Origin of the sequence: Dolichospermum circinale AWQC131C (assembly GCF_000426905.1) — a bacterium.
GTDB lineage: Bacteria > Cyanobacteriota > Cyanobacteriia > Cyanobacteriales > Nostocaceae > Dolichospermum > Dolichospermum circinale.
The window spans coordinates 204,365-217,768 of the sequence record NZ_KE384588.1; the positions used below are offsets into that span (position 1 = coordinate 204,365).

Below are 13,404 nucleotides of genomic sequence, written 5' to 3' on the forward strand. Positions count from 1 at the left end.
TTGACTATTTACTATAGTCCTCACCAAAAAAAATCACAATTTTTCCGCGGTCCAGATTTTTTTGTTGTCTTGGGAACTGAACGCAAAACCCGTAAAAGTTGGGTAGTTTGGGAAGAAGACGGTAAATATCCTAATTTCATTTTAGAAATTCTTTCACCCAGTACGGCCAATACTGATAAAGAATATAAAAAAGAAATTTATCAAAATACTTTCCGCACACCAGATTATTTTTGGTTTGACCCTTATACATTAGAATTTGCAGGTTTTTATTTAACAAATGGAAAATATCAACCTTTAGAACCCAATGAAAAAGGACATTTATGGAGTGAGCAGTTAGGTTTATACTTAGGAATTAACCAAGGTCTGTTAAGGTATTTTACCCCAGCAGGAGAGTTAGTCCCTACACCAGAAGAAACCGCCCAAGAAGAAACTAGAAAAACAGCAATACAAGCCCAAAGAGCCGAAAAAGAATCCCAAAGAGCAGAATGGGAAGCTAGAAGAGCCGAACGTTTAGCAGCAAAATTGCGAGAATTAAATATTGATCCAGATACAATTTAAACCATGAAACTTGAAGAATTATCAACTTTAGAAAAAACCTTTAATCAACTTCTGGAAACTCTACTGCTTAAAAAAGCAGAGCATGAACATTTTACCATCAGACTTAGCAGCGAAAGCAGTCAATTTACCCGGTTTAATTCTGCTAAAGTTAGACAGACAGGCCATGTTGATGATGGTTCGATTCAATTGACATTAATGGCTAATCAACGTAGTAGTTTTCGTCAGTTTCCCTGGACAAATAATTGGGAAATAGATTGGGAATTAGCTGATACAGCTTTACAAGAATTACGTGATGAATTACCATTATTACCAATTGATCCTTATTTGGTCTTACCATCAGGAAATAATACCAGTCGAGAGGTTAATGTTGGTAAATTATTAACTCCAGAAATATTAGTTCCCAGGATTTTGGAAACTGTGAATAATTTAGATTTTACTGGTATGTATGCGGGAGGAATTGTCATCAGAGGTTATGGTGATTCTACTCGACAAAAACACTGGTTTACAACTGATTCATTTAATTTAAATTATTCCTTATTTATGGCATCAAGACAAGCTGTAAAGGGAACTTTTGCTAGTAGTGAATGGAATCAATCTGCTTATTTGGCTAAAATAAATGATGGGAAACAGCAATTAGAAATCCTATCTCGTCCAGTTAAAGAATTACCAAAAGGACAATACAAAACCTATTTTGCTCCCGCTGCGGTGGCCGATTTATTAGGTATGCTTTCCTGGGGTGCTATCAGTGAAGCTGATATTCAACAAGGTAATAGTGCTTTAGCTGCTTTATCCCGTCAAGAAAAACAACTTTCCCCAAAATTCACTTTAAAAGAAAATTTTCAAAGTGGTTTAGTTCCTCGCTTTAATAATTTGGGAGAAATGGCTGCACCAGAATTAACTTTAATTGAAAAAGGTATTTTAATTAATAGTTTAGTTAATTCTCGCACAGCAAAGGAATACAATAAACCAGCTAATGGGGCGAATATTTCAGAAACTTTACGTTCTCCAGAAATCAGCCCCGGTAATTTGAGTTTTGAGCAGATTTTACCCAGTTTAGATACAGGATTATATGTTTCTAATTTACATTATTTGAATTGGAGCGATCGCCCATCTGGCAGAATTACAGGTATGACTCGTTATGCTTGCTTTTGGGTAGAAAATGGCGAAATAATTGCCCCCATTGCTAATCTCCGCTTTGATGAAAGTCTCTATCGTTTTTGGGGAGCAGAAAATTTAGTTGATTTCACCAACTTCCAAGAATTTATTCCCGAAGTCGGAACTTACGAAAATCGGCAATTAGGAGGTAGTTTAGTTCCTGGTATGTTAGTGGAAAATTTCACATATACCTTATAGTTTATGATAAGGGTTCTAAACCCACTCAGGTGGGTTTTGTATGTGTAGATGCGGTTTCTAACCGCCAGTTTAATTGTATTGATCCTCTTAGGGAAAATTCTCCCATGCTTGGGCAACCAACTTACTTAACCAGCGTCTTTGTTGTTGATCTAACATCGGGTCATCTTCCAACACCTGAGCGGTTAATTGGTCTAAAGACTGACCCTGAGAACGAACAACTTTAACTACACCAGCGATTACCGCAGCTACTAATTCTTCATCAACTGGCTGTTTTCTCAGTGCAGAAATTTCTTGGGGACTGTCTGGGATAGGATAATTCATGGCTTATGTTTACAAAATTTACAATATGAACAATAAACTTGATTAATCATTAAAATTCTTCATGGAATCTTTATGAAACTAATTAGGGCAGAGTTTAACCTAGTTTCTGCCTTTTTTAACTCTGTCTAGGTGAGTAGATTTACGAGGAATACGAGGACAAAATGCAAGAACTTCTTTATTTAGAAATTCCTACCCCTGATACAATATCCGTACTTCAGTGGCTACAAAGAGATTTTATTCTAGAACATGGGGAAAAATACATCACCCCAAACGGCTTTCGTGTAAAAATAGCGATTCAAAATACCGCTTCTAGAGACGTAGAACTGTCTGTATTTGTTTGGTCGGTACAGCGGACGACTTATTTGAAAGTATTCCGTTGGGGAGAACAACCCTTTCCCCGTGAGAGACTCATTCTCAAACATCTCACCCAGGAAATTAGAAACCGCTTTCCCAACTGCTATCCAGAACCACCTGTGATTGATGCCCAAAAGTCAATTTTTTCACAGCTAGAACCATATTATCCCCTAACTGTCAAATATTTCCAAAAAATGACTAATGGGGAATATCACCTCCAGCGGGTTTACTGGTGGGAGCAACAGTGGAGAGAAGGGGTGAAAAATCCTCAAAAGCCCCGTCAAGTCGTATTTTATCAAGGAAACAGCCAGGAAAAAGAGAAAACTAGTCCTGAATATGACATCATTTACATTGGGGGGGCTTTGGGGTCAATTCATGCAGCAGTCATGGCTAAATTGGGCTATAAGGTGCTGTTGGTGGAACGATTACCCTTTGGGAGAATGAACCGAGAATGGAATATTTCCCGTGATGAAATCCAAAGTTTAATCAATTTGGGTTTGTTAACAAATGCTGAACTAGAAACAATTATTTCTAGAGAGTATAAAGACGGGTTTAATAAGTTTTTTGATGCTAATAACCCCTCTAAGTTAAAAGCACCTGTCCTCCACACGCCCACCGTTCTAAATATAGCTTTAGATTCAGAAAAGTTATTGGCATTATGTGGAGAAAAACTTAAAGCTGCCGGTGGCGATATTTCCGACGAAACCGAGTTTTTGCGAGTTGATATCAGTGTTACACAAGTGAGTATTAATGTCAAGCATTTGCCCACCGGCAATCAAAAGCAAGTCACTGGACGTTTATTGATAGATGCCATGGGAACTGCTTCACCCATTGCTTGGCAATTAAATGGTGGTAGAGCCTTTGATAGTGTGTGTCCTACCGTGGGAGCAGTAATTGAAAAAGGCTTTGAACCTGGAGTGTGGGATTCTGACTATGGGGATGTTCTTTATAGTCATGGGGACATTTCTAGGGGAAGACAATTAATTTGGGAGTTGTTTCCTGGAGTTGGGGAAGAACTAACAATTTATCTATTTCACTATCATGAAGTAAATGCCAAAAATCCCGGTTCTTTGTTGGAAATGTATGAGGACTTTTTCACAATTTTGCCAGAATATCGGCGTTGTGATTTAGATAAATTGGTTTGGAAAAAACCAACCTTTGGCTATATACCAGGACATTTTAGTATAAGTGGTAGCGATCGCAAAATTGCTGTAGATAGATTAATTGCTATTGGTGATGCTGCTTCTCTTCAATCTCCTCTAGTATTTACTGGTTTTGGTTCTTTGGTCCGTAATTTAGAACGATTGACCACCCTATTAAATACCGCTCTCAAGCATGATTTATTGAGTTCTGATTACTTAAATAAAATTCGTGCTTATCAAAGTAATGTTGCTGTAATGTGGTTATTTTCTAAGGGAATGATGGTTCCCACTGGGAAATTTATCCCTCCCCAACTGATAAATTCCATGTTGAATACTTTCTTTGGATTATTAGTAGATGAAACCCCAGAAGTGACAGATAATTTCATTAAAGATCGCTGTGATTGGTTTACCTTTAACCGTCTAGCATTGAAAGCAGCGAGTAAAAATCCACCATTGCTATTGTGGATTTGGCAACTAGCAGGTTGGCAGGATTTATTGCGTTGGCTTGGCAATTATTTCAACTTTGCCCGTCATGCTTTAATTAGTGTTATTTTGGGAGCATGGTTACCACAGTTTTTAAAATGGAGTCAGTCTTGGTTAGAAACTCGTTTTCCTGGATTATGGTTGCAACTGTTAGTCATTAACTATGCAATTTCCACAGGTAGACCACGATTACCACCAGCATTGCGCTAGTTTTAGCTATTATCAAATAATTGAGGATTTTGGAGTCTTCACGCTCCTAAAATCCTTAGTTCCATGATACTTATCTTCTATATAAGTAGGGCTTGCTGAATAAGTTGTCTGTGAGGGAACAGGGAACAGGGAACAGGGAACAGTTTTAACTGTCTGGATATCCTCAATTTTCCAAATCCGACAAAGAAAAATGCAATTCATTTTGAGACACGATTAGCCAATATCTTGCACTTTTTTGTGGTAAAAATCCGCGAAACCGTTTGTTAATAAATGGTTTTAGGTTTATATGGCTAACGCCACGCTACGCTATCAGCAAGACCTAAGTAAAAAAATAAGTTAAAAATAAGTCAAAAATCAAAATTATGTCTGGTTCTAGAAATGATTGGTTTCCCACATCTATTTGGCACTTTCCAGTAGAAAATCATCAACAATTAAATCCCATCTTATTGCAAACTATCTATACAGAACAACAGCAAGATAGTAAAGGTGAGCAATGGTCAAATATGCTAGGATGGCATAGTGTAGATGATTTACACCAACGAGAATCCTTTCACAACTTCACACAAATTATCAATAAAAATGTTTTAGAAGTTGCCACATTTCTACAATGGGATTTAGAAAAATTTAGCCCGAAAATCACAACTTGTTGGGCAATTATTAATCGTAAATTTGCTGCTAATTCTGTACATAATCACCCCAATTCTATTTTAAGCGGAGTTTATTATTTGAAAACTCCTGAAAATTGTGGTGGCATATTTTTTTGCGATCCTCGACCAGGATCACAGATGATCATACCACCATCTCTAGAGTTTAACCTATGGACTCTACCGAGAATAACTTACAAAGCCTATGCGGGGACAATGTTAATCTTTCCCAGTTGGCTTTTACATGGTGTAGAAATGAATATGAGCAAAGAAGATCGAGTTTGTATTAGTTTTAATATTGGCATCGTACCTATCAAAAAATCAAACCCTTGATCTTCTTAACTTTACCATAATTCAGTGCTGATCAATTGTCAAAGCTAGTTGATAGAGATAGCGACGAGGTAAACCTGTATTCTTGGCTATCTCTCGACTAGCTTGAGAACGAGAAATACCTTGTTTGATCATTGATAATAACTCATTTTTTAATTCGGTTTCTGTGGGTTGAGGTTGATTAGATGGAGTTCCTGCTATTAAAAGAGTATATTCCCCTTGGGGTTCTTTTTCTTGATAATTAGCAATTCCTTCTCCAATAGTCCCTCGCCAAAATTCTTCATATAATTTAGTCAGTTCTCGTGCTATAACTGCATAGCGATCGCTGCCTAAAATCTCTGCCAAATCTGCTAAAGTCTCTCGTAATCTGTGGGGTGATTCATAAAAAACTAAAGTTCGAGATTCCCCTTGTAAAGATGTTAAATATTCCTTTCTTTTTTGACTTTTAGCCGGCAAAAACCCATCAAAAATAAATCTATCAGTTGGTAATCCAGCCGCACTTAAAGCCGTAATTACAGCACTTGCACCAGGAATAGGGACAACAGTGATATTATTATCAATACAAGCCTTAATTAACTCATATCCGGGGTCAGAAATTCCTGGCATTCCCGCATCACTTACTAATGCGATCGCTTTTCCATATTGCAAATACTCTAATAATTCAGGAATGCGACTATTACTATTATGTTCATAATAACTGATTTGGGGAGTTCTCACTTGAAAATGTTGCAATAATTTTCCTGTATGTCTTGTATCTTCTGCTGCAATCATATCTACTGCTTGCAAAATTCGCACCGCCCTAAAAGTCATATCTTCTAAGTTGCCAATGGGTGTAGCCACAATATAAAGTGTTCCTGGTTTTGGTTCAGTTTGCATATCAATTTCACACTAATTCAAGAGATTAAAAAATTTCTAGGTTGATTAATTTTATTTACCTTACCAAATGATAAAACCTTAATAGAGAATTAACCGCAGATAAAAGCAGGTAAACGCAGATCAGGCTGTAATTTGCTAGAGTGGTAAATGGTATAATACATCTTTAACTATACATGATATCGTCAGGTAAAAATTCAGATGTAAAAATTTCTGTTAAACTATAAGGACAACTTTCAGGAAATGAAGACAGTCCGGTTTCTCGTTCTGCGCTAATAATAGCCAGTTGGTAGATTTTTTCTAAACAATCAGCTAAAAAAGATTTAAGACTAGGATTTTCTGCCAAAAGTTTTTCTAAACGTAAACGTTGTTCCTTAATAGTTAATTGCCAACTGCGAGAACGCAAGTTAGATTGAAACTGCCATTTCAGTAAGTGCATAAGTAGTAATTCTAATCTACTTTCTAATTCTCGTTTTTCCCAACGTCCCATATCTGCAATTTCTTCAGCAATATTACGAAAATCAATTTGATTAAATTGTCCCTTTCTTAATAGTTGTGCTTGTTCTTGAGTCCAAGCATAAAAATCATGATCATGGCCAGTTAAATTCATAAATTCTCCTATAATCTACTTATAATTTATAATAGTTCAGAAATTAACCAATGACCAATTTAGGCTTATTTGTCGGTTTAATTACCTTAGATTTCATTTATCTCGCAGACTCTCCTCCCCAAAATAATCAAAAGTTAGTCGCTACTGATTATACTGTAGCAGCCGGAGGACCTGCAACAAACGCCGCTGTCACTTTCAGTCATTTAGGCAACCAAGCTACAGTATTAGGTGTATTGGGTTCTCACCAGATCACACAGCTAATTTCTAGGGATTTAGAAAATTGCCAAGTTGCCATTATTGACTTAGAATCTCACAAGGACACACCACCACCCGTATCTTCTATTATTGTCACCCAAGGTACAGGTGAAAGAGCGGTAATTTCTATTAATGCCATGAAAACTCAGGCAAATATTAACTCTATCCCAGCCAGCATTTTAGAAAATTTAGAAAATATTGATATTGTTCTAATTGACGGGCATCAAATGGACATTAGTAAAATTATCGCCCAAAATGCTAAAATTCAGAATATTCCCATTGTCATTGATGGTGGTAGTTGGAAACCAGGATTTGCAGAAATATTACCTTTTGTAGACTATGCTATTTGTTCTGCTAATTTTTATCCTCCTCACTGTCAAAATCAACAAGATGTTTTTAACTATTTACGAAAATTTAACATTCCTCATATTGCCATTACTCAAGGAGAAAACCCCATACAATACCTAACTAATAGTGTCCGTGATTCAGTCAATGTACCAAAAATTCAGCCAGTAGATACACTAGGGGCAGGAGATATTTTTCATGGTGCTTTCTGTCACTACATCCTAGAAAATAGTTTTGTCCAAGCATTAGAACTAGCTGCTAATACTGCTGCTAAAGCTTGTCAATATTTTGGTACAAGGAATTGGCTAAATGCTATTGGTCACAAGTTAAGATAGAAGCAATTCTGTTAAAGAAAATATGCCTAAAAAATTACAAACTTGCTGCTCTAATTCATCTAAAGAATTGGTTTTAGGAATCCAATTATTTTTAATCAGTTCTGGGATGGGAGCAAGGGTATATAAACGGCTTTTACGGGCTATACAGCACTTCCCGGTGTTATGAGGTACATATCTAGCGGGCAAGACTTGTACTGAGCAGTTCGCGTAGCGTGGCGTTAGCCATAGTATGCCCGCACTACAAGAGTTTCATCATTCAACTTTGTACCTCATAAGAGCAGAAACCGCTATATCTGGCTCTGTTTTTTGTTTACTTGCTAAATGCAAGCGATATTTGGCTTCTAAGTTTGTCCAAAATTCTGGTGATGTCCCAAAGGCTTGGGAAAGTTCTAGGGCTGTTTCTGGAGTAATTTGCTTGTTACCGCGAATAATTTCGTTGATGGTTTGCACTGGCCAACCCATGATTTCCGCTAGGTCTTTCTGTGTCCACCCCCGCGCTTCTAGTTCTCGACTTAAAATTCTGCCTGGGGTTGGTACTCTTGCTGGTGCTAGTTTTTGGTTCATATTTCTGTTTCCCCTGCTGCGTGGTGTTAGTGGTAGTCTTCGATATCAATAATTGTCAGGTAGTTTCCTTGTTCATCTTCAGCCAAGGTGACAATTAAACGCCACTGGGCATTTAAACGCAGAGAACGTTGTCCCTCCTTGCCACGTTTTCCTTGTAGTTTTTCAAATCTCAATCCTTTTTGGGCATACAAGTCTCGTTCGTCTACAGCAGCGTCAATAATTGCCATGACTTCAAAGAAGTCGTCAACCACTCCTGGGTATTTGTGAGCATTTTTTTCTTCTGTGTAAAGTGCTTCAAGTTTTTTTGTCTGGAAATAAAAACGCACAGAGTTACTCACCCCCTAGTAAAATGCACTGAATTAAGCATTATACTATGGACAAATTCAGCTTTGGGGTGAATGGCTGTTATTTTATTGTAAATCTCCTGGTAACTGGTGTTTTAAGAGTTTGAAGAATTTTATCTAAAGTTCCTGTAATGCAGGTGTGATACTGCTTTTAGCAGCTTTTATCTGTTTTTTTAGGGGATTTATAGTACAATTGTACGCTAAGGACTGATAAATGTCAAGGTGCGGTTAAAAAGCAGGAGTCAGGCTTTGATTTGTTTAAGTTTGGAAATCAGAGAAGCTGTGTGTGCGAATGAGTAGCACGCTGAATTAAAAACCCTATTTGTGTATTTTTGCTGTTTAATTGTGTAATCACACTCAAATTTATCCCCAAATGAAAGACCTATCAGAAATATTAACAATTACCCGACAAGTGGGCTGGGGTGCTGCCAGTTTACTTAGTTCTTATTATCATGGTACTGGCGAAAAAGCCAATTTAGATGTCAAGTATAAGGACAATGAACCCGTTACAGTTGCAGACCTGGCTGTAAGTGAATATATCTTGTCACAATTACAAGCCGCTTTAGGTCATGAGGACTTTGGTTATATCAGCGAAGAAACTTATAAATCACAACAGGGAAAAAATCCCTCTGAGTGGGTATGGATTATTGACCCTTTAGATGGGACAAAGGACTTTATTAACAAAACTGGAGAATATGCAATTCATATTGCCCTAGTCCAAGGAACACAGACAATGTTAGCTGTGGTAGCAGTTCCAGAAACACAAAAGTTGTATTATGCCATTAGAGGCGGTGGGACTTTTATCGAAACTGCCAGCGGTTCTCTACCCGTGCGGCTGGACGCAACCAAAAATATTCAAGATCTAATTTTAGTTGTTAGTCGTTCCCATCGCAACAATAGGTTAGAATATCTGTTACAGCATCTGCCCTGTCAACATCAAAAGGCAATTGGTAGCGTCGGTTGCAAAATTGCCGCAATAGTTGAACAGCAAGCAGATGTTTACATTTCCCTTTCCGGTAAGTCCGCACCTAAAGACTGGGATATGGCAGCCCCCGAACTCATTCTCACGGAAGCAGGTGGCAAGTTTACCCATTTTGACTGCACGCCATTAAAATATAATACCGGCGACATTCATCAATGGGGAGAGTTACTAGCGAGTAATTATCAAAATCACGAGGTACTGTGTCAAGAAGCACAAAACATTCTCGCACGGTTTACTTCAACCTAAGGCAGTGTTGATTAACAATGCTAGAAATTTTCTTGGGAAATTTTGCCCATTCTGGGTTAATATTCTCATGTAGTGCTATACTTGAGGAAATAAGGATTATTTTCGGTTGAGTAAGTCGGTTTAAGATTTTTTAAATACGTCTCTCCGAATCTAACTCTCTACACTCTCTGATTTGGGAGACTCTATTCTATGACGATTTACGTTGGTAATTTGTCCTATCAGGTAACAGAGGAAGACCTGAAACGGGCTTTTGCGGATTACGGAAAAGTTAGCCGTGTCCAAGTACCTACAGACCGGGAAACTGGTCGTCCACGGGGTTTCGCCTTTGTGGAGATGGAAAAAGAAGCGGAAGAAGCGGCAGCCATTGAAGAACTTGATGGTGCTGAATGGATGGGTCGTGATTTAAAGGTCAACAAAGCTAAACCCAAGGAAGACAGAGGCCCTCGTAACAGTGGCGGCGGAAGTTGGAGTAATCGCGGTGGGGGCGGAGATCGTGATCGTAGCGGTAGCGGTAATCGTCAGCGGTAATCGTCGCTAGTAAATCTGTTTAAAAAAAAATTAACATCTAGAGTATCCAGCAGATACAGCCCCAGGCTCAATGCTGCTGGAATGTTTTATTTTAGTTTGATTAATTAAAGAACTGTGGAACACATGGTCCTAAAGCTCAGTTAACATCTTCAAAAAAGAGTCACTGAGAAACCCACATTTTTTTTGATCAATGTGGAGTATGTCAATTCTGGCTGTCAAGTATTTAATTTAGAATTAGGAGGAATGGGAATGACACAAGTAGTTTTAGGTGAAAATGAAGGTATTGAGTCAGCATTGCGAAGATTTAAACGGGAAGTTTCCAAGGCAGGAATTTTCCAAGATATGCGGAAAAAGCGTCACTTTGAAACACCTTTAGAAAAAGAAAAGCGTAAAGCTATAGCTAGACACAAGCAACGTCGTCAACAACGTTCTCGCTTCAAACGGTAAATTTTTAGTCCCATTGAGATCATCCCAAACCCTTGCTAGGATTGAGGATGATCCCGCTAAGTTATTTTTTTTGTGCAATTAACTACTAGATTTCCGCTACTGCTCGCTCAATTAAACGGCGGGCTAAAGTTTGTGTTCCTGTGTGTTCATAGTAATTTGTAGCCACATCTAGAAATGCTGCTACATAGTCTAGTTTGTCATCAGACATTTCCATGAAAGATTGCAAATTACCAATTACTTTTTGTGGGGTTAAATTATGGCTTGTTACCAGCCCACTCATCCAACCGCTAACTGATTGAAGACTGTTACCGATAAAGTCGAGTTTACCAGCATCGCTACCACCAGGAATAGTATTTTTGATGCTTTGGAAAGTCTGGTTTTGGTTGATATCTTGGGGACTCGTTTGACTAATCCAAGAGAGGGCTTTGTTAATAAAATCAGGTCCAAGGGGTATTAAACCATCAACACAAACTAATGCCACCATACGAATTAGGGACTCTCCAGCATACTCACCCAAAGAACCAACAAAATCACCAATACTATCTCCAGGAATGCCATTAATTTGACAAAAAGCCACTAATTCAGCAACTATTTTCAAAGTGAGATCAATAGTTTGGGCTTGGTCTGGTTTTGGAGTAATAGAATTTAAAAAACCGAAAAGAGGAATTTTTTCCCCAACTTTATTAGCTAAAGCAACTGCACCTAAAGCCTTATCTGTACCGTCAACAGTTTGATACAGCCAGAGCGCGGTTTGATATCCTTGGGACTTGTCGTTAAATAGATAAATCGCTCTTTCGCCAATTTGTTGAATTAAAGCCTCGTCTGTTTCACCGGTAACAGTTTTAATGGTATTTACAAAACCAACCGTATTGTGCCATTCACCAGGAGCAACGAAATCCAAAGCATTTAATAGAGAAACTGTCAAATTATTGGTAGGAAGTTCATCAACTAATTGGAAAATTGGTTTACTCACAAAAATCTCCTTATTTTGTATTCATGGTTTTGTATTCACGTCAATTGCTAGTTGGGAAATAGCCAAAAATTTTCTTAATTACCAATTACTAATCACTAAGCTAAACTAGATAACCGGGAATATTAGTTAGCTACCTATTTCAAATTAGCTAAACCATCAAGATTAAACTTCTCTATCCATATTGCGCGATCATTAGCTGTGAATAATGGATCTTTAGAAATAACCTTGACTTGGTACTTATTCACCAAAACCGAAGTTTGAGTTTTTCCCAATTGTACGGAGGGATAACCGCCTATTTTCTCAGTGCTATTAGCAAATTTCGCTGCTGCTCCTGGTATACTGCTAGTATCAGAAATTGCCAATTGAGCAACCACTTTACCATCTTTTTTCAGGTTGGCCTCCGAAAAGCCTTTTTTCTCCTGGGTATAAACTCGATCATAACCATCACCACTACTAGGGAAGAATTGATTTAATTTGCTACCCTGAGTCGCATTTTTAACTACAGCCTGTCCGCTTTTTTGTCGGGTACTTTCCTGTTGTACCTGATCAAAACGACTAGGTGGTTTTGGTGAACAAGCCGTAGTCAGCAAGACAAATGATAGTAATAGAGCAGCTAAAATTCTCCGTCCAGGATTTGTTACCATTTTTGGCTTCTCCTTGATAGTTAAGCTTACGAGGTAATTATCAACTTTATTGTCACCCATAAACCAGAAAATTAACTTTTAAATAATTATTGAATGTATTGGGAATCACAACAATTTTGATACTTTTGAATGATACACTAGATTAAACGATGAGCTATCACCGCATAAAAAGGATCTCCTCCGGGTACTCCCAACCACTGTAAAAAATTTGGCGTTGTTGACTTTGAGCAAATTACTTCTGGGGTTGAGAATCCTGGTACTGACCTAAAGTAACCCTTGACCAATTCTACCCTAAAAGCTTCCGAACCGTCTCGCCAAACTTGAATAGCTTTTTGAAAAAACATCCGGTTAGAAAAACTAATAATTGCTATCCCACCAGGTTTAAGAATCCGGTGTATTTCGGAACATACAGCCTCTGGGTATTGAAGATACTGCACAGAAACACAGTTAATAACAGCATCGAACTCTTGATCCAAGCAAGGTAACTGAGGATTTATGTTGAGATTCTGGACAAAATAATGATTTAATTGAGGATTTCGGGCTAATTCCTCAGCATTGAGTCCATGGCCTTCTACATGAGCAAAATCTCTATCTGTGGGTAAATGGGATACCCAACTACTCATCATATCAAGAATCCGCGTATTAGCTGGGATTCGCTGACGATATAAATCCGTTAATTGCTGAATAAAACCCTCATCTACATGAGTGACAAAGCGGGGGTAACTATAGAATAACTGATCATCTGAGTCATCTAATTTAATTCGTTGATTTGGTTGCAGTAGCATAAATTTCTTATTTGATAGATTGGATAATTTTGACTAGTGTCTTAATTGACATATAAAAATTTTAGATCAATATCAAAG

General features: G+C 37.8%; 16 protein-coding genes. 8 read left to right on the plus strand and 8 right to left on the minus strand.

The genetic code is table 11. The features are described from left to right. On the plus strand, positions 1-558 hold a 558-nt coding region (locus tag ACIR131C_RS21690), incomplete at its 5' end, for a Uma2 family endonuclease (protein WP_035371372.1). 3 nt (positions 559-561) lie between these two features. Then, positions 562-1,911: a TldD/PmbA family protein gene (locus ACIR131C_RS0102250; RefSeq protein WP_028088897.1), complete on the plus strand. Its 1,350-nt coding sequence runs from the start codon at positions 562-564 to the stop codon at positions 1,909-1,911. Between the two features lie 87 nt (positions 1,912-1,998). On the opposite strand, the gene ACIR131C_RS0102255 is transcribed toward ACIR131C_RS0102250, so the two are convergent. Continuing rightward, positions 1,999-2,232, minus strand: a complete 234-nt coding sequence (locus ACIR131C_RS0102255) for a hypothetical protein (RefSeq protein ID WP_028084975.1) — start codon at positions 2,230-2,232, stop codon at positions 1,999-2,001. 161 nt (positions 2,233-2,393) lie between these two features. On the opposite strand from ACIR131C_RS0102255, the gene ACIR131C_RS0102260 reads away from it, so the two are divergent. Then, a complete protein-coding gene (locus tag ACIR131C_RS0102260) occupies positions 2,394-4,421 on the plus strand; it encodes an NAD(P)/FAD-dependent oxidoreductase (protein ID WP_028088898.1) in 2,028 nt (675 codons plus the stop codon). A gap of 362 nt (positions 4,422-4,783) precedes the next feature. After that, positions 4,784-5,398: a TIGR02466 family protein gene (locus ACIR131C_RS0102265; protein WP_028088899.1), complete on the plus strand. Its 615-nt coding sequence runs from the start codon at positions 4,784-4,786 to the stop codon at positions 5,396-5,398. A 21-nt stretch (positions 5,399-5,419) separates the two neighbouring features. On the opposite strand, the gene rsmI is transcribed toward ACIR131C_RS0102265, so the two are convergent. Beyond that, the gene (gene rsmI, locus ACIR131C_RS0102270) at positions 5,420-6,271 is read right to left on the minus strand and encodes a 16S rRNA (cytidine(1402)-2'-O)-methyltransferase (protein WP_028088900.1); all 852 of its coding nucleotides are present in this window, start codon (positions 6,269-6,271) and stop codon (positions 5,420-5,422) included. Between the two features lie 163 nt (positions 6,272-6,434). Then, positions 6,435-6,878 (minus strand): DUF29 domain-containing protein, encoded by a 444-nt coding sequence (locus ACIR131C_RS0102275; protein WP_028088901.1) that lies wholly within the window; start codon positions 6,876-6,878, stop codon positions 6,435-6,437. A gap of 50 nt (positions 6,879-6,928) precedes the next feature. Here ACIR131C_RS0102275 and ACIR131C_RS0102280 point away from each other — a divergent pair, with 50 nt between their 5' ends. Next, positions 6,929-7,813 (plus strand): sugar kinase, encoded by an 885-nt coding sequence (locus tag ACIR131C_RS0102280; RefSeq protein WP_028088902.1) that lies wholly within the window; start codon positions 6,929-6,931, stop codon positions 7,811-7,813. A 252-nt stretch (positions 7,814-8,065) separates the two neighbouring features. On the opposite strand, the gene ACIR131C_RS0102290 is transcribed toward ACIR131C_RS0102280, so the two are convergent. Next, positions 8,066-8,377: a HigA family addiction module antitoxin gene (locus ACIR131C_RS0102290; RefSeq protein WP_028088904.1), complete on the minus strand. Its 312-nt coding sequence runs from the start codon at positions 8,375-8,377 to the stop codon at positions 8,066-8,068. 26 nt (positions 8,378-8,403) lie between these two features. Continuing rightward, on the minus strand, positions 8,404-8,715 hold the full coding sequence (locus tag ACIR131C_RS0102295) for a type II toxin-antitoxin system RelE/ParE family toxin (RefSeq protein WP_196811709.1): 312 nt from the start codon (positions 8,713-8,715) through the stop codon (positions 8,404-8,406). A 379-nt stretch (positions 8,716-9,094) separates the two neighbouring features. On the opposite strand from ACIR131C_RS0102295, the gene ACIR131C_RS0102300 reads away from it, so the two are divergent. The 3 genes from ACIR131C_RS0102300 (at position 9,095) to rpsU (ending at position 10,924) form a co-directional block, all read left to right on the plus strand. Next, positions 9,095-9,949, plus strand: a complete 855-nt coding sequence (locus ACIR131C_RS0102300) for a 3'(2'),5'-bisphosphate nucleotidase CysQ family protein (protein ID WP_028088906.1) — start codon at positions 9,095-9,097, stop codon at positions 9,947-9,949. 189 nt (positions 9,950-10,138) lie between these two features. Beyond that, the gene (locus ACIR131C_RS0102305; RefSeq protein WP_028088907.1) at positions 10,139-10,477 is read left to right on the plus strand and encodes an RNA recognition motif domain-containing protein; all 339 of its coding nucleotides are present in this window, start codon (positions 10,139-10,141) and stop codon (positions 10,475-10,477) included. Positions 10,478-10,726: 249 nt separating this feature from the next. Continuing rightward, positions 10,727-10,924 (plus strand): 30S ribosomal protein S21, encoded by a 198-nt coding sequence (gene rpsU / locus ACIR131C_RS0102310; protein ID WP_015078697.1) that lies wholly within the window; start codon positions 10,727-10,729, stop codon positions 10,922-10,924. 85 nt (positions 10,925-11,009) lie between these two features. Here rpsU and ACIR131C_RS0102315 read toward each other — a convergent pair whose 3' ends face one another. The 3 genes from ACIR131C_RS0102315 to ACIR131C_RS0102325 form a co-directional block, all read right to left on the minus strand. Next, on the minus strand, positions 11,010-11,897 hold the full coding sequence (locus tag ACIR131C_RS0102315; protein WP_028088908.1) for a hypothetical protein: 888 nt from the start codon (positions 11,895-11,897) through the stop codon (positions 11,010-11,012). A 134-nt stretch (positions 11,898-12,031) separates the two neighbouring features. Continuing rightward, positions 12,032-12,541: a hypothetical protein gene (locus ACIR131C_RS0102320; RefSeq protein WP_028088909.1), complete on the minus strand. Its 510-nt coding sequence runs from the start codon at positions 12,539-12,541 to the stop codon at positions 12,032-12,034. Between the two features lie 137 nt (positions 12,542-12,678). After that, on the minus strand, positions 12,679-13,326 hold the full coding sequence (locus tag ACIR131C_RS0102325) for a class I SAM-dependent methyltransferase (protein ID WP_028084985.1): 648 nt from the start codon (positions 13,324-13,326) through the stop codon (positions 12,679-12,681). Between the last annotated feature and the right edge of the window lie 78 nt (positions 13,327-13,404).

Excerpts from the sequence above, each read along its gene's own strand:
- ACIR131C_RS0102250 (WP_028088897.1), top strand. The coding sequence starts at position 562 with ATGAAACTTGAAGAATTATCAACTTTAGAAAAAACCTTTAATCAACTT.
- ACIR131C_RS0102255 (WP_028084975.1), bottom strand. The coding sequence starts at position 2,232 with ATGAATTATCCTATCCCAGACAGTCCCCAAGAAATTTCTGCACTGAGA.
- ACIR131C_RS0102260 (WP_028088898.1), top strand. The coding sequence starts at position 2,394 with ATGCAAGAACTTCTTTATTTAGAAATTCCTACCCCTGATACAATATCC.
- ACIR131C_RS0102265 (WP_028088899.1), top strand. The coding sequence starts at position 4,784 with ATGTCTGGTTCTAGAAATGATTGGTTTCCCACATCTATTTGGCACTTT.
- rsmI (WP_028088900.1), bottom strand. The coding sequence starts at position 6,271 with ATGCAAACTGAACCAAAACCAGGAACACTTTATATTGTGGCTACACCC.
- ACIR131C_RS0102275 (WP_028088901.1), bottom strand. The coding sequence starts at position 6,878 with ATGAATTTAACTGGCCATGATCATGATTTTTATGCTTGGACTCAAGAA.
- ACIR131C_RS0102280 (WP_028088902.1), top strand. The coding sequence starts at position 6,929 with ATGACCAATTTAGGCTTATTTGTCGGTTTAATTACCTTAGATTTCATT.
- ACIR131C_RS0102290 (WP_028088904.1), bottom strand. The coding sequence starts at position 8,377 with ATGAACCAAAAACTAGCACCAGCAAGAGTACCAACCCCAGGCAGAATT.
- ACIR131C_RS0102300 (WP_028088906.1), top strand. The coding sequence starts at position 9,095 with ATGAAAGACCTATCAGAAATATTAACAATTACCCGACAAGTGGGCTGG.
- ACIR131C_RS0102305 (WP_028088907.1), top strand. The coding sequence starts at position 10,139 with ATGACGATTTACGTTGGTAATTTGTCCTATCAGGTAACAGAGGAAGAC.
- rpsU (WP_015078697.1), top strand. The coding sequence starts at position 10,727 with ATGACACAAGTAGTTTTAGGTGAAAATGAAGGTATTGAGTCAGCATTG.
- ACIR131C_RS0102320 (WP_028088909.1), bottom strand. The coding sequence starts at position 12,541 with ATGGTAACAAATCCTGGACGGAGAATTTTAGCTGCTCTATTACTATCA.
- ACIR131C_RS0102325 (WP_028084985.1), bottom strand. The coding sequence starts at position 13,326 with ATGCTACTGCAACCAAATCAACGAATTAAATTAGATGACTCAGATGAT.